Source organism: Intrasporangium oryzae NRRL B-24470 (assembly GCF_000576595.1).
In the GTDB taxonomy this organism is placed as follows: domain Bacteria; phylum Actinomycetota; class Actinomycetes; order Actinomycetales; family Dermatophilaceae; genus Intrasporangium_C; species Intrasporangium_C oryzae.
Window position 1 is genome coordinate 82,367 of record NZ_AWSA01000007.1, and the last position, 17,204, is coordinate 99,570.

A 17,204-nucleotide genomic window follows, 5' to 3' on the forward strand; every position below is an offset into this window, starting at 1 on the left:
CCCCCACCGTGAGCGCGCGGTCCCCCTGTCGTCGGGGACCGCGCGCTCACCGTGTCTCGGGCCCAGACCGTATGCCGCTGGGCGGGCTCTCCGGCGCAAGCAGGGTGCCGGGTCGGCGCCTCCACGGCCCGTTTCAGCGCCGGGCGCGTCCGTGGGTCTCGTACATCCGAACCACGACGACGAGGCCCGAGAGTGCGGTGACGGCCGCCACCGCCCACACCGCGGCGCGGACGCCGAAGGCATCGGCGACGACTCCTGCGAGGAGGGCCCCGACGGCGAACCCTCCGTCGCGACAGAGGCGGTAGGTCCCGACCGCCCGGGCACGCCACGCCGGGTGCGCGACGTCGCCGATCGAGGCGAGCAGGGTCGGGTAGACCATCGCCGTCCCGAGGCCGAGGGCCACCGCCGCGAGCGCCCAGACCGTGAAGCCGTCTCCGGCGGCCATCCCCGCGAGGGCGAGGGCCTGCAGCCCCATGCCGGCGGCGATGAGCCACTTGCGTCCCCACCGGTCGGAGAGGGCGCCGGTGAAGAGCTGCCCGAGTCCCCACACCGCTGGGTAGAGCGCGACGAGGACGCCGATACGCGCCACGGAGAGGCCGCCCGCGGCGAAGAGGACGGGGAACAAACCCCAGGCGAGGCCGTCGTTGAGGTTGTTGACCATGCCGGCCTGGCTCGCCGACGAGAGGGCCGGCTCGCGGAAGCTCGTCTGGACGAACACCTCACGGTCGGTCAGGGCGTCGTGGAGGTGCTGGTGGCGGGCGTCGACCCGCGTCGCGTGGGTGGCGGCCTCCAGCCTGGCGTGGCCTCGCGTCTCCTTCACGGCAAGGGCGGACAGCCCGAGGCCGAGCGCGGCGAAGGCGATGCCGAGGAGGAAGGGTGCGGGCCGAAGGCCGTGGGCCTGGGCGATGAAGCCGGTGGCGAGGGCGGTCAGCGCCACGGCGCCGTAGCCGGCCGCCTCGTTGAGGCCCATCGCGAGGCCGCGCCGCGCGGGGCCGACGAGGTCGATCTTCATCACGACCGTGGTCGACCACGTCAGGCCCTGGCTGACGCCGAGGAGGACGTTGGCCGCGATCACCCAGCCCCACGACGGCGCCCAGATGAGGATGAGGGGAACCGGCACCGCGACGAGCCACCCGGCGACGAGGACGGGCTTGCGACCGAACCGGTCGGACCAGGCGCCGGCGAGGTAGTTCGTCGCCGCCTTGGCGAGCCCGAAGGCGAGGATGAACGTCAGCCCGGCCGTGTAGGCCTGCAGCCCGAACTCGCGCACCCCGATGAGGGGCAGCACGGTCCGCTCCTGTCCGAGCATGCCGCCCACGAGCGCGTTGACCGCGACGAGGAGGGCGAACTGCGCCGCGTTGTGCCGGAGGCCCAGCCGCAGCGGCTCGGCCTCCGGCTGCGCGGGCATGGGTCGCCGGGTGCTCATCGGCTGGTCAGGAGGCGATCGGGTGGGTCAGGGCCCACGCGGTGAAGCCGCCGAGGATGTCGGACACGTCCGCGAAACCCTCCGCCCGCAGGACGCTGGCGCCGACGTTGCTCCGCCAGCCGCCGGCGCAGTACAGGACGACGGGACGTGCCGGGTCGAGCTCGCCGAGACGGTCGCGCAGCTGGGCGAGCGGGATGTGGCGCGCACCGGGGACCGTCCCGGCGACGAGCTCACCCGCGTTGCGGATGTCGACGACCTGGACCTCGCCGGCGTCGAGAGCCTCGCCGACCTGGGCCGTCGTGAGGCGGCTCGACCGCTCGACCTGCGACTCGTGGGCGAGCAGGTAGGCCTCCGGGTCGGCGACGTGCCCGAGGACGTTGTCGAAGCCGATGCGCGCGAAGCGGGTCGCGACCTCCTGCACCTCCTCGTCGGCGGCCATGACGACGAACGACCGGTCGGGGTCGAGCACGGTGCCCACGGTCTCCGCGAGCCGACCGTCGGACGGGATGCTGATCGCGCCGGTGAGGTGGCCGGCGGCGAACTCCTGCTGCTCCCGTGCGTCGACGAGGACGGCGCCGCCCGCAAGGGCCTGCTCCACCTGCTCGTCGGAGAGCGCCGGGACCGCGGCGTCGGTGGCACGCACGGCGCGCTCCGCCTTGTTGAGGGTCGCGTTGTAGAGGAAGTACGCCGGAGCAGCCGACTGGCCCTCGGTCACGACCTCGAGAAAGGCCTCCTCGGTCATCGGCTGGCAGGCGTAGTTGAAGGCGCGCTGCTCGCCGATGGTCGACTGCTTCTCGGTGGAGAGGTTCTTGCCGCAGGCGGAACCGGCTCCGTGGGCCGGGAAGACGCGGACGGCATCCGGCAGCGCCATGAGCCTGTGATGGATCGAGTCGTAGAGCATCCGGCCGAGCTCGTCGGCGGTGACGCCGACCGAGGCCAGCAGGTCGGGGCGGCCGACGTCGCCGATGAAGAGCGCGTCACCGGTGAGGACGCCGTACGCGACCTCGTCGTCGGCGTGCTCGTAGACGAGGACGCTGATCGACTCGGGCGTGTGGCCCGGAGTCGCCATGATCTCGAGGGTCACGTCGCCGAGGCTGATCCGCTCACCGTCCGCCAGCGAGCGCACCTCGAACTCGGGCGCAGCCGCGTCGCCGTAGCCGATCCACGCACCGGTCTCGCGGGCGAGCTCGAGGTGGCCCGAGACGAAGTCGGCGTGGAAGTGGGTGTTGATGATGCCGACGATCGTCAGGCCGTTCTCGCGGGCGTCGGCGAGGTAGTCGGCGACGTCGCGCCGCGGGTCGACGACGATCGCCTGCCCGGTCGCCTCGTCGGCGACGAGGTAGGACGCCTGCGACAGGCAGTCGAGGTAGTACTGGGTGAAGCGCATGGGGACTCCTTGGACGGGTACTGGCCTGCGTCGATGCTAACTCATACCCCTAGGGGTATATTCCAGCGACCCCTTTCCGGCTTCACGGAGGCTTCACACTGCGGCTCGCGGACGCTTCACGTGCGCACCCTTGACTGGAGTCAGGAGCCCGGGAGGCGGGCCACCCGGCACGACCGAGGAGGACGAGATGTTCACCACCTGGAAGACCCGCGTGATTGCCGTCGCAGGCGCGGCGCTGGTGACCGCAGCCGGAGCGCAGGGCATCGCCCAGGCGGTGGCCGACCCTCCGGCCGGGACGGGGACGGCCGTGATGGCCCCCACGGCAGCGAGCAGCAACCTGACGAAGGGCCTGCAGCTCACCCGCGAGGAGGAACGGATGGCTCGCGACCTCTACCAGGCGCTCGCCGACCAGTACGACGGCGCCCTCCCGTTCAGCATGGTCACCCGCTCCGAGCAACGACACTTCGACGCGGTCGGCACCCTGCTGACGAGGTACGGCATCACCGACCCGTCGAGCGGGAGGCCTGCGGGCACCTATGCCGACCCGGCCATCCAGAAGCTCTACGCCGACTGGCTGGCCCAAGGGAGGACCTCGCTCGCCGCCGCCTACGACGTGGGCGTCGCTCTCGAGAAGCGGGACATCGCCGACCTCGAGACGCTCATCGCGAGCACGACCGAGGCGGACGCCAAGCAGCTCTACACCACCCTCGAGCGGGCCTCCGAGCACCACCTGGCCGCCTTCCAGGCGTATGCCGACGGCAGGGCGCCCAGCACCGGCTACGGCCACATGGGCAACGGCTACGGCAACGGGATGATGGGCAACGGCCTCGGCAACGGATCCGGCAGTGGCTACGGCAACGGGATGATGGGCAACGGCGTCGGCGGCATGGACCCGGCCGACTGCCCGCTCCTCGACGGCAGCGACTGAGCGCATACCGGGCCGCTCCTTCCCGGTCACCGGGGTGGGGCGGCCAGTGGCATCCGGGCCGTGAAGCTCGCCCCCTGACCCCGGCCCGATGACCGGCCCGTCAGGTCCCCGCCGTGCTCGCGCATGATGCCGCGGGCGATCGTCAGGCCGATGCCGGACCCCGTGTCGTGGTCGGCGCGGCGCCCGGACCCGCGGTAGAACCGCTCGAAGACCCGCTCGAGCTCGTCCGGGTCGAGCCCCTCACCGGTGTCGGTCACCTCGATGACGGCGGAGCCCTGGTCGGCGCGGCAGGACACCTCGACGCCGCCCCCCGACGGGGTCGCGCGAATCGCGTTGCCGACGAGGTTGGTGACCACCTGCGCGATGCGGTCCGCGTCGGCCTGCACGGGCGCCGGTACGTCGCCGAGCGCCACATCGAGGCGGAGCCCGGCGTCCTCCGCCTGTGGCCGCAGCCGCTCGGCGGCCGCGCGGACCACCGGACGGAGGTCGAGCTCGGTCAGGGTCAGGGCGAGGCGTCCTTCCTCGGCACGCGAGAGGGTCGAGAGGTCCTCGGAGAGGCGGCGCAGCCGCCGGACCTCCTCACTGAGCCGGCCGAGCCGTTCCGGGGTCGCCGGGATGACCCCGTCGATCATCCCCTCGACGTAGCCGTCGATGACCGTGAGCGGCGTGCGCATCTCGTGACCGACCTCGCCCAGCAGGCGCACCCGGCGCGACTCGGCCTCCGCGAGCCCGTGGCCCAGGGTGTTGACGTCGGCGACGAGCTCGGCGAGCTCGGTCTCGCGGGGCGCCGGGATCGGGTCGGCGTAGCGGCCCAGCGCCATCTGGCGCGTGGCCGCCCGGACCGTGCCGAGGGGCTCGATGAGCCGATATGCCGCGAACGCCCCGAAGAGCGCGGCCGCGCCGATCCCGACGAGGGCGCCGACGAGCAGGGCCTGGTCGACGGCGTCCGCGAACTGCTGTCGGAGCGTGCCCGAGCCTGGTCCTGCGCCCATCATCCCGCTCATGCGCATGCTCTCGTCGAACAGCGGCGGAGCCAGCTGGCGCACGATGACGAAGGTCGCGACCACACCGAGGACGGCGACGAGCGCGTGCGAGACGACGAGGCGCACGGCGAGGCGGTTCATCGAGCACCTCCGACGGGTTCGAGGAGGAACTTGTAGCCCACTCCGCGGACGGTGCCGATGACCCGCGGCGCGGCGGCGTCGTCCCCGAGGGCCTTGCGCATGCCCCTGATGTGGACGTCGACGACCCGTTCGTCGCCGTAGAAGTCGTAGCCCCACACCTTCTCGAGCAGCTGGGCTCGGGAGAAGACGCGTCCGGGCGACTCGGCGAGCGCGAGGAGCAGGTCGAGCTCGAGCGTCGACAGTGCGACCGGGGTGCTCCCGACGGTCACCTCGCGCCGGTGCTCGTCGATCGTCAACCCCTCGAAGCGGTGGACACCCTCGGGCCCGGATGACGGCCCGGCGTCCGGCGCGTCGCCACGCGTGCGCCGCAGCACCGACTTCACCCGCGCCACGACCTCCCGCGGGCTGAACGGCTTGGTGACGTAGTCGTCGGCGCCGACCCCGAGACCGACGAGCTTGTCGACCTCCTCGGACCGCGCGGTGACGAGGATGACGAAGACGTCGGACGTCGTCCGCGTGCGACGCAGCACCTCGAGCCCGTCCACGTCGGGGAGTCCGACGTCGAGCAGGACGAGGTCCGGGGGCGGCGGACCGGACGTCGTCGACATCAGCCGCAGGGCCTCGGCGCCCGTCCCCGCCTCGAGCACCTCGAACCCATCGGCCTCGAGGTAGGCCCGCAGAACCGTCCTGATCTGCGGCTCGTCGTCGACGACGAGGACGCGACGCGTCATGACGCCTCCTTGCTCGGCCGGCTCCTCACTCCTCGGACTCCAAGGCCCCCGGACTCTGGTCCTCAGTGGCCGGCCGGCGTCCGCTCGCCGTCGACAGCGAGGAGCCCGAGGTCCCAGGCCCTGCGCACGGCGTCGTTGCGCTTGCTCGCGTCGAGCTTGCGCAGGATGTTGCGGACGTGGGTCCGCACGGTGTTGACCGAGATGAACATGGTGGCGGCGATCTCCTCGGTGCTGAGCAGCTCGGCGAGATGGCCGAGGACCTCGAGCTCCTTGCTGGTCAGGGGGTCCACGATGAGCGGGCCGGCTCCCACGGTACTGACGACGAGCGGAGCCGCTGGCTTGACCGCCTCCCGGGGCTGGTGCTCGCCGGCGTCACCGGCCATGTGGAGCCAGCGGTTGCCGGCGGCGACGCGGTCCGCCCCGCGCAGGAGGTGGCGCACCGACGGAACGGTCTCGGCGAAGGGGCGCCGGAGCTTCTCCGGCTCGGCCAGCTGCAGGGAACGCTCGAGGGCGGCGAGGGCGGTGCGCTCGTCGCCGAGGCCGACGTAGTGCGCGGCATCGACGAGGGCCGCCGTGACCTCAGTGTCGAGGGCCGCGGGCGCGTACCCGCTCCGCGTCACCCTGGCGGTACGCACGCCGGGCATGCCTGCGGCGACCTGCGCGAGGCGGAGGATGACCGCCGCCTCAGGGCTCATCGGCTCCGTGAGGTGTCCGAGCGCCTCGGAGGCCGCCTCGGGCCGGCCCTCGGCGATGAAGAGGCTGGCCTCGGCGGCGACGAGCCAGCCGTCGAGCCACGCGGCGTGTGCCGAACCGCTCGCCCGGGCGCTCTCCAGGACGTGGTGAGCGCCCGCGAGGTCGCCACGCGCGCGCATCAGCCGGCTCCGGACCAGGGCGAGCAGGTCGGCCGTGAGGGGATCGCGGCCACGCCGCACCCGGGCGGCCTCGTCGAGGCGCTCCCGGGCCGTGACGAGATGGAACTCCTCGGTCTCGATCCACGCCTGGGCCGTCGCGGCGGCCATGAGCCGGTGGTGCCCGCTCAGGCCCGCGTCGCGCGCGAGTCGCTCCGCCTCGTCGGTGAGGCGGGTGGCGCGGCGCAGCCGGCCGCGGATGGCCTCGAGGAGGGCGCGCAGGCCGATGCACGCGACACGCAGGGTCTCGACCCCGGGTGCCTCGGCGACCCGGCTGGCCTCGACGAGGAGGGCCGAGGCGTGCTCGAAGTCCCCGTTCCAGAGGCTGAGCCGGGCCCGGGACATGGCGAGGAGCACGACGAGGTCGGGTCGTGACCTCGTGGCGTCGGGACACGACGTACGCAGCAGCTCCTCGGCCCGGTCCGCCGCGTCGAGGCCAGTCGCGACATCGCACGTGAGCGACGCGCCCTTGGCCTCGAGGAGGCTGGCCGACACGAGCAGGGACGGCGCGGGATCTGCCGTGGCGGACAGCTCGACCTGGGCTCGAGCCAGCTCCGCGAGGCACCGGTGCCCGTCCTCGTCGGCGCCCGCGATGGCCGCCCGGACGATGGCAGCAGCGGCTCCGGGGGTGTCGGCGGGCATGCCCCTCAGGGTGGACGCGAGCCCCTCGTCGCAGAGGACGGCACCGATCCGCAGGTCCTCGACGAGGAACCGGGCGGCCTCCTCCCACGACTCACCGGCCACGGCGTGCTGGACCGCCTGGCCGGTGTCGCCCTCCCGGGCGTACCACCCGGCCGCCGAGCGATGCAGGTCGCCCACCAGGTCGGGACGTTCGTAGGCGAGCTGGGCCCGGAGGAACTGGCGGAAGAGCGGCTGGTACCGGTACACCCCGTTCGTGCCCGCGAGGCACTCGACGAAGGCGTTGCCGTGGGCGAGAGCCGGGAGCACGTGCGTGCCGTCGAACCGTCCGGTCAGGGCGTCGCACAGGCCGGGACGGAGGTCGTCGACGAGGCTGGTGCGAAGGAGCACGTCGCGCAGGTCCTCCGGCTGGGCGTCGAGCACCTCGGTCATGAGGTAGGCGCTGACGTTGTCGGTGGCACCGGTGAAGTCGCGGATCGACTGGTCGACGTCGGCCTGGCGCGCCAGGCTCATCGCCGCGAACCGTAGTCCCGCGGCCCAGCCACCGGTGCGCTCGACGAGCGCGTGGGTCTGCTCGGCCGTGAGCGTGATCCCGCACCGCGTGAACAGCTGCGCCGCCTCGGCCTCGTCGAAGGCCAGGTCCGCGGCCCGGATCTCCGTCATGCCGCCCTCGAGGCGGTACCGGTGGAGGGGCAGCGACGGGTCGAACCGCGTCAGCAGGACGACCCGGAGGTTCGCCCCCGCGTTGCGCAGGACGAAGGCGAGGTCGACGCGGCGCGCCCAGTCCACGAACGTGTCCGAGCCGTCGATGACCATGACGACGGGCTCCTCGTGACGGGTCAGCGCCCAGCTGAGCCGGGTGAGGAGCGCGCGGTCCACGGAGTCGACGGTGGACGGCATACCGACCTCGTCGACGTCGACGCCGCTCCGTGCGAGCGCGTCGAGCGCGTAGGTCCAGAAGATCCCCGGGCGGGCGTCGCCGTCGTCGAGGGTCTGCCACGTCACGGGCCCGGGGTGCTCGGACAGGGAGATCCACGAGGACACGAGTGCGGTCTTGCCGTAGCCGGCCGGAGCGCTGAGCAGGGTCAGCGGACCGGTGACACCTCGGCGCAGCTGCCCCATCAGGCGCGGGCGCGCGATGTGGTCGTGCGCCGGCCGCGGCACGGCGAGCTTGCTCGGAAGGACCGGCTCCCCGTCCCGTGCGGACCGCTTCACGTCTGCGGCTCCGCCTCGCCTGACCCTCTCGCCCATCTCGGCCTCCGACCGGTCGACCAGGGTGTCGCCAAAGCGGCGGTCACCGCTCCTAGCCCGTTTCTACGGCAGGCGCCGGAGCAGGTGATAGGGACCTTCGGCCCTGTCATTCGTCATGAGATCGCCCTGAGATCGCCATGGGATCGGCGGGCGATCGCGCCACGCGGTCGACGACGAGTGGCATCCTTTCGCCATGACCGGATCGTCGGAGCCGCGCGCTCACCGCCGGGCCGACATCCAGGGGCTGCGGGCCGTGGCTGTCGTCGGCGTCATCGCAGCCCACCTCTCAGGCGTCCCGAGAGGCGGCTGGCTCGGCGTCGACGTCTTCTTCGTCATCTCGGGCTTCGTCATCACCGGCGTCCTGCTCCGGGAGCGGGACCGGACGGGCCGGACGAGCCTCACGGGCTTCTACGCACGGCGGGCGCGCCGCATCCTGCCGGCTGCCCTCGTCGTCCTCGTCGTCACCGTCGTCGCGGCCCGCTGGGCCTATGCGCCGGCCCGGGCCGACGAGGTCCGGACCGATGCCCTCTGGGCCGCGCTCTTCGCAGCCAACTGGCACTTCGCCGCGCAGGGCGCCGACTACTTCCAGCTCGGGCAGGTGCCCTCGCCGGTGCAGCACTTCTGGTCCCTCGGCGTCGAGGAGCAGTTCTACCTCGTGTGGCCGTGGCTGGTCGTCGCCGCCGCCGGAGTGCTCGGCTCGCGCACGGCCCGACGCGGGCGCCTCGGCGTGGCCACGGCCGCCGCCCTCGTCGTCGTCGCCTCGCTCGGTTGGGCGGCGTGGCGGGCCGACGCCGACCCGACCGTCGCCTACTTCTCCTCCCTGACCCGAGCGTGGGAGCTGGCGCTGGGCGCGCTCCTCGCCCTCGTCCCGGCGTATGCCGTCCGGCTGCCGCGCATCGCACGCTGGGCTCTGGCCTGGGGCGGCCTCGCCGGCATAGCCGCGGCCTTCGTCCTGACCGGTCCGTCGGTCGCGTCTCCGGTCCCGGCGGCTGTCTGGCCCGTGCTCGCGACGATGGCCGTGCTCCTCGCGGGCACCGGCACGACCGGAGCGGGACCGTGGCCGCTCACCAACCCCGTCAGCCGCTACGTGGGCGACATCTCCTACGGCCTCTACCTCTGGCACTTCCCGCTCATCGTCTTCGCGACGAGCCTCTACGCACCCCTGACCCCCCTTGCGCAGGCGGCGATCGTCGCCGCAACCGTCCTGCTCGCCGTGATCAGCCACCACCTCCTCGAGCGGCCCGTCCTCGATGCGCCCCGCCTCACGGCCTGGTCCGACCCGACCGAGCGGCATACGGCATGGGGCGGGTGGTGGCGCACACAGCGACGCGCGATGGTCGCGGCGGCCACGGCTCTGGCCTGCGTGGCCGGAGGGGTGGCCGTGACGGCGTTCGCCGAGCCGGGGGCCTTCGAGCCCACGGCTGCGCCTGTCGCCGCCGCCGCGAACGGTGCGGTCCCCGCGCCCGACGTGTCGACGCCGTCGGCCAAACCGAGCGCCCTGCCGTCGGCCACGACGACGTCCGCAGCACCCACGCCGACCCCCACGGCGAGCGCCGGGCCGGTCGAGATCCCCCTCGGCAGGACGGGAGCGGCGATCCAGGCGGGTCTGCGCGGCGCCCTGGCCTCGTCGTCGTGGCCCTCGGTGCTCCACCCGGCACCCGACGCGTGGCAGACGGTGGGAGCCCCCGGGATGGGCGCGTGCGTCGCGACGCGGGCGAGCGACCCCGAGTCGTGCACGTTCGGCAATCCGAAGGGTCCCGAGATCATCGTCTACGGCGACTCGCTCGGCATCCCGCTCCTGTCCACCGTCATCGCCGCCTACGGCAAGACCTACAAGATCCGCGGGATGACCAAGCTCGCGTGCGCCGTCAACGGCGTCGATGCCGACTTCGGCAAGGACGACTGGGCGATCCCCTGCGTGCGGCACCGGGAGATGACGATCGACTACGTCCGCACGGCCCGCCCCCGCGTCCTCATCATGATCGAGAACTACGCGTGGTCCCTCAAGCTCAAGTCGGGAGCCTCGGGCACGGCGGCGGCCGCGGAGTGGCACGCGGCCGACCAGGCGTTCGTCGACGCCGTCAAGGGCAGCGTCGGGCACGTCGTCATCCTCGGCCCCTCGATGCCGGGTGTCGCGTTCCTCGACTGCTACCGGCCCGGCGGCTCGCCCCGCCGGTGCGTCACCGGCATCCCGAAGTGGTGGAAGGTGGCCAACGACGCCGAGCGTGACGTCGAGGGAGCGACGTTCGTCGACACGCTGCACTGGTACTGCGTCGACGGCCGCTGCCCGCTCTTCACCCGTGCCGGCAACATCGTGCTCAAGGGTGACTACCTCCACCCGACGGTGCAGTACGCACGGGCCCTTGCGCCCGACCTCGCCTACCGGCTGGCGTATGCCGGGGTCCTCCCCCGCTGAGTCGGGCCAGGTTGGGTGCGCGGCCCCACGCGGCGACGGTCACCCCGCTGCGGGATGGAGCTCGCCCGGCTCGCTGCCGGCGCCACGGCCGGCCGTCCAGTCGTAGATGACCGAGGTCCGCAGCAGGATGTCGGGCACCGACCGGTTCTCGCGGCTGATGATCACCCAGAAGAGCACGATCGGGACGAAGACGCAGAGCAGGGCCCGCAGGATCGCCCTGCTGAAGCCGACGCGGCCCCCGCCGTCGCTCACCACCCTGAGGCCGAGGAGGCGGTTGCCGATCGTTCGCCCCGTGATCGTCCAGGCGAGGGTGAGATAGGTCGTGAGCGTGCCGAGCAGGCACGTGAAGAGGATCGCGAAGCCGGGTGTCGGGAAATGGAACGACGGCGGGTTGAGGACGAAGATGAAGGCGGACCAGCCGAGGTATCCCGCACCGACACAGAGGAGCGCGACGACGAGGTCGACGGCGCCCGCCGTCGTCCGGGTGACGATGCCGGCCCGGTGTCCCTGCACCGAACGCACCGGCGCGGGGAGCAGGATCCGCGCGGCGGAACCGGGATGGGGCGTCGGGGGCACGCTCACGGGTCCTCCCGTCATCCGACCGGCCCATGAAGGGCCGACGGCACGCTCGAGGTGTCGGTGGGCAGGGCGGCGCCGGGCGCCCGTGGCTTCCGGTGGAGCATCCGGTCGACGACGTGGGCCACGCGCTCGTCGGCGCTGACACCCTGCCAGCGGACCTCGCGCAGGCTCTCCGAGGCCATCGCGCCGGTCGAGCTCTGGATGATGCCCGGCAGGTCGATCCCCTCGACGACGTACTCGGCGAGGGCGATGAGGTCGATCCTGGCCACGACCGCGTCGATGTCGAGACGTGCCGCCACGGCGTCGAGGTCGAGACGAGTCGCGACGGCGTCGATGTCGACCCGGTCGAGGATCGCCTCGATGTCGATCCGCGCCGCCACGCCGTCGATGTCCACCCGGTCGAGGATCGCCTCGATGTCGATCCGCGCCGCCACGCCGTCGATGTCCACCCGGTCGAGGATCGCCTCGATGTCGATCCGCGCCGCCACGCCGTCGATGTCCACCCGGTCGAGGATCGCCTCGATGTCGATCCGCGCCGCCACGCCGTCGATGTCCACCCGGTCGAGGATCGCCTCGATGTCGATCCGCGCCGCCACGCCGTCGATGTCCACCCGGTCGAGGATCGCCTCGATGTCGATCCGCGCCGCGACCGCGTCGATGTCCACCCGGTCGAGGACGGCCTCGATGTCGGCCCGCGCGACCACTGCGTCCACGTCGAGGCCCGCGGCGAGCGCATCGAGATCGACATGGTCCTGCACGAGGGTGGTGAGGTCGACGAGCCCGAGTGCGTCGTCGACGAGCCGTGGGGCGAACCGTCGCACGACGAGCTCCCCCCGGCGAGCGGCCTCGAGCCGCTGCGCCCGGCCCAGGCCGAGGACGTCCTGGACCCGGTCGGCGCCGAGGAGTCGCTCACCGAGCGACCGGACCGGACGCACCAGGGGCGACAGGGGGCGGGCCACGTCACGGACCCGGTCCGCCACGCGCCGCGACCTGGCCACGCTGACCGCGACGAGGCCGACGAGCACGTCGGCGAGGTCGAGGACCGAGAGCGCCTCATCCGAGGTCCGGCCCGTGACCCGGGCCTCTCCCCCGCCGGGCACCCCGGCCGACTCCGCAGCCGACTCCGCCTCCGCCGCCTCCGCGCCCTCGGCACGGTCTCCCGAGGGGATGGCGGAGACGTGATCCGTGGGGGCTGCGTCGGCCCCGGGACGTCGCATCGGAACGACCTCGCCTGCCGCGCTCTCGTCCATCTGTCCACGTCCTCACTGTCGCCCGCCCGCCCCATGACCCACGCGGCCGGCGGCCCCGGCGCCTGCGGGTCACCGAGGTCACCATGCCGCCGCCGGACCACGCCCCACATCACCCGTGGTGAGTGAACCCGGGCCCCGGGCCGAACTCAGCCAGGGGCACTCGGCCTCGCTCGGCGGCATACGGGAGCAGTGTTGGCGAGGGCTGACTCGAACCGGCCCCTCCGTTGGCAGGTTGTGCCAAGGAAACGACGGCGCGCTCCCGCTTGAATCGGGTGGAGCAGGACCCCCCCACCGACCCGTGCACGCCGATGCCCCCGAGGCGCGCACCCACACGTACTCACCGAGGAGCCGCATGACCGACGTCGCGAGTCACCGAGAGCCGGCCCGGCGCATCCGCATCGGCATCGACACCGGCGGCACCTTCACCGACGTCGTCGCCCTCGACGAGGACTCCGGCGAGCTCATCACGACGAAGACCCCGTCGACGCCGGCGAACCCGGCCGACGGCTTCATCACCGGCGTGCACAAGGTGCTCGACCTGCTCGGCGCGACGGGCGCTGACATCACGGCCGTCAGCCACGGCACCACGGTCGCGACGAACCAGCTCCTCGAGGGCAAGGTCGAGCGGCTCGGCTTCATCACGACCGAGGGCTACGAGTTCATCCTCGAGATCGCCCGCCAGGCCGTGCCCGACGGCTACGGCAACAGCTACTTCTGGGTCAAGCCGGCGCGCATCGTCGCCGCCGACCACGTCAAGACCGTCGGCGGTCGGATCGACTTCGAGGGCAACGAGATCCGCCCGTTCGACGAGGAGGGCGCGGTGCGCGCCGCCCGGTGGTTCCGCGACCGCGGCGTCACGACACTGGGGGTCTGCCTCCTCCACTCCTACGCGAACGACACCCACGAGCTGCGGATGCGCGAGATCCTCGCCGCCGAGCACCCGGAGGCCGTCGTGTCGATCTCGAGCGAGGTGCTCCGGGAGTACCGCGAGTACGAGCGCTCGATGACGACCCTCGTCGACGCGGCGGTCAAGCCGAAGGTGTCGCGCTACGTGACCAACATCCACACTCGGCTCGACGACTTCACCGGTGCGGCCGCGGGCGGGCGGGAGCGGATCCCCTTCTACATCATGAAGTCCAACGGCGGCGTCCTGTCGGCCGACGAGGTCGTGCACCAGCCGATCACGACCGTCCTGTCCGGCCCCGCCGCCGGGGCCCTCGGCGCCGGCCTCATCGCGAGGCGGGCCGGCTTCGACAAAGTGCTCACGTGCGACGGGGGTGGCACGTCGACGGACGTCTCCGTCGTCCTTGCGGGCGAGCCGACGCTGACGACCGAGGGCACGGTCGGTGCCTACCCGAGCAAGATCCCGATGATCGACGTCGTCACCGTCGGCGCAGGCGGCGGCTCGATCGCCTGGATCTCCGCGGAGGGCAGCCTCAAGGTCGGCCCGCAGTCGGCCGGCGCCGACCCCGGCCCCCTCTGCTACGCCAAGGGCGGCACGGAGCCGACGATCACCGATGCCCACGTCGTCCTCGGCCGGATTCCCCCGCACCTGCTCGGCGGCGAGATCCCCCTCGACGTCGGCGCTGCGCGGGCCGGCATCGAGGCGCTGGCCGAGCGGCTCGGGCTCTCCCCCGACCGCTGCGCGACGGGCATCCTCGAGATCTCCGCGTGGAACCAGGCCAACGCCCTGCGCCAGGTCAGCGTCAAGCGCGGCCTCGACGTCCGCGACTTCATGCTGACGACGTTCGGCGGCTCGGGGTCGCTCCTTGCCTGCCGGCTCGTCGACATCCTCGACCTCGCCGGCGTCGTCGTCCCGCAGAACCCGGGCAACGTCTCGGCCTTCGGCCTGCTCACCGTCGACGTCAAGAACGACTACGTCCAGACGATGGTCGCCCGGCACTCGCAGCTCGACCACGCCGCGGTCCAGAAGACGTTCGACGAGCTCACCGACAAGGCCGCGAAGGCGCTCGACGCCGAGGGGTTCCCTCGAGCGGTCCACCGCTACGCGCGCACGGTCGACCTGCGCTACTTCGGCCAGGCGTTCGAGGTGCGCGTGGCCGCCCCCGACGGGGTCGTCGACGAGACGTATGCCGCTCACGTGGCCGACACCTTCCACGCCGAGCACCGCGCCCTCTACGGCTACGACTTCCGGGACGACCCTCGCCAGCAGGTGGAGTGGGTCAACCTCCGCGTGACCGGGGTCGGCCCGATCACCCGTCCTGAGCTCCGCGAGGTCGCCGCCGCCACCGACGGCGACGTGTCGAGCCGGGCCCGCAAGGGCAGCCGGCCGGTCTGTTTCGAGGCCGACGCCGGCTACGTCGAGACCGACGTCCACTGGCGCCCGGACCTGCGCGCCGGGGACACGGTCGCCGGGCCCGCGATCATCGAGGAGTTCGGCTCCACGGTCCCCGTCCACCCCGGCTTCGCCGTGCGCGTCGACGCCTGGGGCAACCTCGTCATCACGAAGTCCGCCGCCGCACCAGCCACCGAGGAGGCCTGACATGTGCCTGTCCTGCCAGACCGCCACCGTCCATCTCGCCCCGGTCGACGCGACCACGGGCTCGAGCGCGGGCTCGATCGGGAGCCGGCCCGGCGGCATACCGGCACGTGAGGCGGGCCCCGTGAACCCGGCCGGGCTGCCGACGGCCTACGAACACGGCAACCGCCTGACCCCGGTGGGCACGCCCGTCGACCCGATCCTCGTCGAGATCGTCGAGGGCACCCTCGCGAGCGTCGAGATGGAGGTCGAGACGGCCATCGCCCGGACCTCGCGCTCGCCGATGATCCGTGACGCGCACGACTTCCGCGCCGGCATCCACGACCGGCAGCTGCGCAAGCTGACCGGTCGCTCCTACAGCGCCCTCGTCCACCCGATCGCCCGCGACTTCCCGATCGCCGACATGCGTGAGGGGGACGTCTTCTTCCACAACGACGTCTACGAGTCCGAGGGCGGGATCGGGCACCTGCCCGACCTCTGCGTCACCGTGCCGGTCTTCTCCGGCGGCGAGGTCGTCGCCTTCGTCCAGGCCTTCGGCCACCACGACGACATCGGCGGCGCCGTCCCCGGGTCGATGCCGAGCAACGCCCGGACGGTCTTCGAGGAGGGCCTGTCCGTCCCGCCGATCCGGCTCTGGGACGCGGGCGTGCCCAACGCCGCAGCGCTGCGGATCATGACGCGCAACAGCCGAATGCCCGACAGCCTCGCCGCCGATCTCGACGCCGAGTGCTCGGCCTGCCTCATGGGCGCTCGCCGGCTCTCCGAGCTCTTCGAGCGCTACGGCCGTGACGCGATCGAGGCGGCGTTCGACGCCATCCTCGACAAGACGACCGAGACCTACCGGCGTGAGATCCTCAGCAAGATCCCCGACGGGACCTACGTGTGGGAGGACTACGCCGAGCACGACGGCGTCGACGAGCCGCGGCTGCACACCCAGCGGATCACGCTGACCAAGACCTCGACCGGCGGGCCCGGCCATCCCGACCAGTACCCCGACGGCGGGCCGAGGCTCGTCATCGACTTCACCGGCACCGCGCCGCAGGCCAAGGGCCCGATCAACCACTGCGGTGACTACGTCGGGGGCAACTTCCTCAAGAAGTGGCTCGCGCCGATCCTGCGCAACCTCGCCGACACCCCCGAGCGGATGGCCGAGCTCGACGTCAACGAGGGCATCGTGCCGCTCATCGAGATGCGGTTCCCGGAGAAGGGGACGCTCCTCACGCCGATCTACCCGGCGCCGACCAACGCGCGGACCTTCGTCATCCTGCGCCTGCTCGGCGTCCTCGCGGGCGTCGTCGCCAAGGCCGTCGACGGACGGATGCCCGCCGACCAGGAGACGATCCGCTACACCGGCGTCTACGGCAAGGACCGCGACGGCAACGACTACCTCATGCGCGAGGTCCTCGGGGGTGGCTCCGGCGGGCGCTACTACGCCGACGGCGAGGACACGATCCACGTCGTGCCCGACAGCCGCAACCTGCCGACCGAGTTCACCGAGAGCCGCTTCCCCTTCCTCGTCGAGCGCCTGGGGCTCGCCGTCGACTCGGGAGGTGCGGGTCGCCACCGCGGCGGTCTCGGATACGAGAAGCACATCCGGATGCTCGAGGACGCGCACTTCATGTCGATCGCCGACCGGTCGATCCTCGCCTGCTGGGGCGTCAAGGGCGGCAAGGCGGGCCGGCCCTTCGAGGTGACCGTCGACCTCGGCGGGCCGGAGGAGCGGGTCGTCGACGCCCTCGCGGACGCCGAGCCGGTCCGGGCCGGGCAGGTGATCCGGATCCGCACGACCGGCGGTGGCGGCTGGGGCGACCCCCTCGACCGCCCCTACGAGGAGGTCGAGCGCGACCTGCGCTGGGGCAAGGTCTCCCTCGAGGGGGCCCGCCGCGACTACGGCGTCGTGGCCTCTCACGACGGGGACGCCCCCGTCGTCGACGTCGCCGCCTCCGACGCCCTGCGTGAGCAGCTGCGGGCCGACCGCTCCGAGGAGCAGCCGTTCTTCGACCGCGGCCCGGGCTACGCGCGGCTCGCCGAGGGCCGCACCGCCGCCGACGTCGACTGGGTCTGA

The 17,204-nt window shown here is 72.7% G+C and carries 11 protein-coding genes; 4 read left to right on the forward strand and 7 right to left on the reverse strand.

Translation table 11 applies throughout. The annotated features are described in order from the left end of the window. Window positions 1-133: 133 nt before the first annotated feature. Together N865_RS04595 and N865_RS04600 are read right to left on the reverse strand one after the other, a co-directional pair. A complete protein-coding gene (locus N865_RS04595) occupies window positions 134-1,408 on the reverse strand; it encodes an MFS transporter (RefSeq protein ID WP_245603658.1) in 1,275 nt (424 codons plus the stop codon). 25 nt (window positions 1,409-1,433) lie between these two features. Continuing rightward, window positions 1,434-2,813 carry a rhodanese-like domain-containing protein gene (locus N865_RS04600; RefSeq protein ID WP_034802054.1) on the reverse strand — a complete coding sequence of 460 codons (1,380 nt, stop codon included), beginning with the start codon at window positions 2,811-2,813 and terminating at the stop codon, window positions 1,434-1,436. A gap of 187 nt (window positions 2,814-3,000) precedes the next feature. On the opposite strand from N865_RS04600, the gene N865_RS04605 reads away from it, so the two are divergent. Beyond that, complete coding sequence (locus N865_RS04605) at window positions 3,001-3,741, forward strand: ferritin-like domain-containing protein (protein ID WP_051510148.1); 741 nt, start codon at window positions 3,001-3,003, stop codon at window positions 3,739-3,741. Between the two features lie 26 nt (window positions 3,742-3,767). Here N865_RS04605 and N865_RS04610 read toward each other — a convergent pair whose 3' ends face one another. The 3 genes from N865_RS04610 to N865_RS04620 form a co-directional block, all read right to left on the reverse strand. After that, a complete protein-coding gene (locus tag N865_RS04610; RefSeq protein ID WP_034802056.1) occupies window positions 3,768-4,865 on the reverse strand; it encodes a sensor histidine kinase in 1,098 nt (365 codons plus the stop codon). Continuing rightward, complete coding sequence (locus N865_RS04615; RefSeq protein ID WP_034802059.1) at window positions 4,862-5,596, reverse strand: response regulator; 735 nt, start codon at window positions 5,594-5,596, stop codon at window positions 4,862-4,864. The genes N865_RS04610 and N865_RS04615 overlap by 4 nt, the downstream gene beginning before the upstream one ends. 62 nt (window positions 5,597-5,658) lie before the next feature. Beyond that, window positions 5,659-8,358 carry a LuxR C-terminal-related transcriptional regulator gene (locus N865_RS04620; protein WP_034802061.1) on the reverse strand — a complete coding sequence of 900 codons (2,700 nt, stop codon included), beginning with the start codon at window positions 8,356-8,358 and terminating at the stop codon, window positions 5,659-5,661. A gap of 229 nt (window positions 8,359-8,587) precedes the next feature. Here N865_RS04620 and N865_RS04625 point away from each other — a divergent pair, with 229 nt between their 5' ends. Next, window positions 8,588-10,810: an acyltransferase family protein gene (locus N865_RS04625; RefSeq protein ID WP_051510150.1), complete on the forward strand. Its 2,223-nt coding sequence runs from the start codon at window positions 8,588-8,590 to the stop codon at window positions 10,808-10,810. A 39-nt stretch (window positions 10,811-10,849) separates the two neighbouring features. On the opposite strand, the gene N865_RS04630 is transcribed toward N865_RS04625, so the two are convergent. Together N865_RS04630 and N865_RS23445 are read right to left on the reverse strand one after the other, a co-directional pair. Beyond that, window positions 10,850-11,392 carry an RDD family protein gene (locus N865_RS04630; RefSeq protein WP_211244852.1) on the reverse strand — a complete coding sequence of 181 codons (543 nt, stop codon included), beginning with the start codon at window positions 11,390-11,392 and terminating at the stop codon, window positions 10,850-10,852. An 11-nt stretch (window positions 11,393-11,403) separates the two neighbouring features. Continuing rightward, on the reverse strand, window positions 11,404-12,639 hold the full coding sequence (locus N865_RS23445) for a hypothetical protein (protein ID WP_051510152.1): 1,236 nt from the start codon (window positions 12,637-12,639) through the stop codon (window positions 11,404-11,406). Window positions 12,640-12,991: 352 nt separating this feature from the next. Between N865_RS23445 and N865_RS04640 the strand changes: the two genes are divergently transcribed. Both N865_RS04640 and N865_RS04645 read left to right on the forward strand, forming a co-directional pair. Then, window positions 12,992-15,142 (forward strand): hydantoinase/oxoprolinase family protein, encoded by a 2,151-nt coding sequence (locus N865_RS04640; RefSeq protein WP_034802063.1) that lies wholly within the window; start codon window positions 12,992-12,994, stop codon window positions 15,140-15,142. Window position 15,143: 1 nt separating this feature from the next. Next, complete coding sequence (locus N865_RS04645; RefSeq protein WP_211244853.1) at window positions 15,144-17,204, forward strand: hydantoinase B/oxoprolinase family protein; 2,061 nt, start codon at window positions 15,144-15,146, stop codon at window positions 17,202-17,204.

Coding starts and splice junctions, on each gene's coding strand:
- N865_RS04595 (WP_245603658.1), bottom strand. CDS start 1,408: ATGCCCGCGCAGCCGGAGGCCGAGCCGCTGCGGCTGGGCCTCCGGCAC.
- N865_RS04600 (WP_034802054.1), bottom strand. CDS start 2,813: ATGCGCTTCACCCAGTACTACCTCGACTGCCTGTCGCAGGCGTCCTAC.
- N865_RS04605 (WP_051510148.1), top strand. CDS start 3,001: ATGTTCACCACCTGGAAGACCCGCGTGATTGCCGTCGCAGGCGCGGCG.
- N865_RS04610 (WP_034802056.1), bottom strand. CDS start 4,865: ATGAACCGCCTCGCCGTGCGCCTCGTCGTCTCGCACGCGCTCGTCGCC.
- N865_RS04615 (WP_034802059.1), bottom strand. CDS start 5,596: ATGACGCGTCGCGTCCTCGTCGTCGACGACGAGCCGCAGATCAGGACG.
- N865_RS04625 (WP_051510150.1), top strand. CDS start 8,588: ATGACCGGATCGTCGGAGCCGCGCGCTCACCGCCGGGCCGACATCCAG.
- N865_RS23445 (WP_051510152.1), bottom strand. CDS start 12,639: ATGGACGAGAGCGCGGCAGGCGAGGTCGTTCCGATGCGACGTCCCGGG.
- N865_RS04640 (WP_034802063.1), top strand. CDS start 12,992: ATGACCGACGTCGCGAGTCACCGAGAGCCGGCCCGGCGCATCCGCATC.
- N865_RS04645 (WP_211244853.1), top strand. CDS start 15,144: ATGTGCCTGTCCTGCCAGACCGCCACCGTCCATCTCGCCCCGGTCGAC.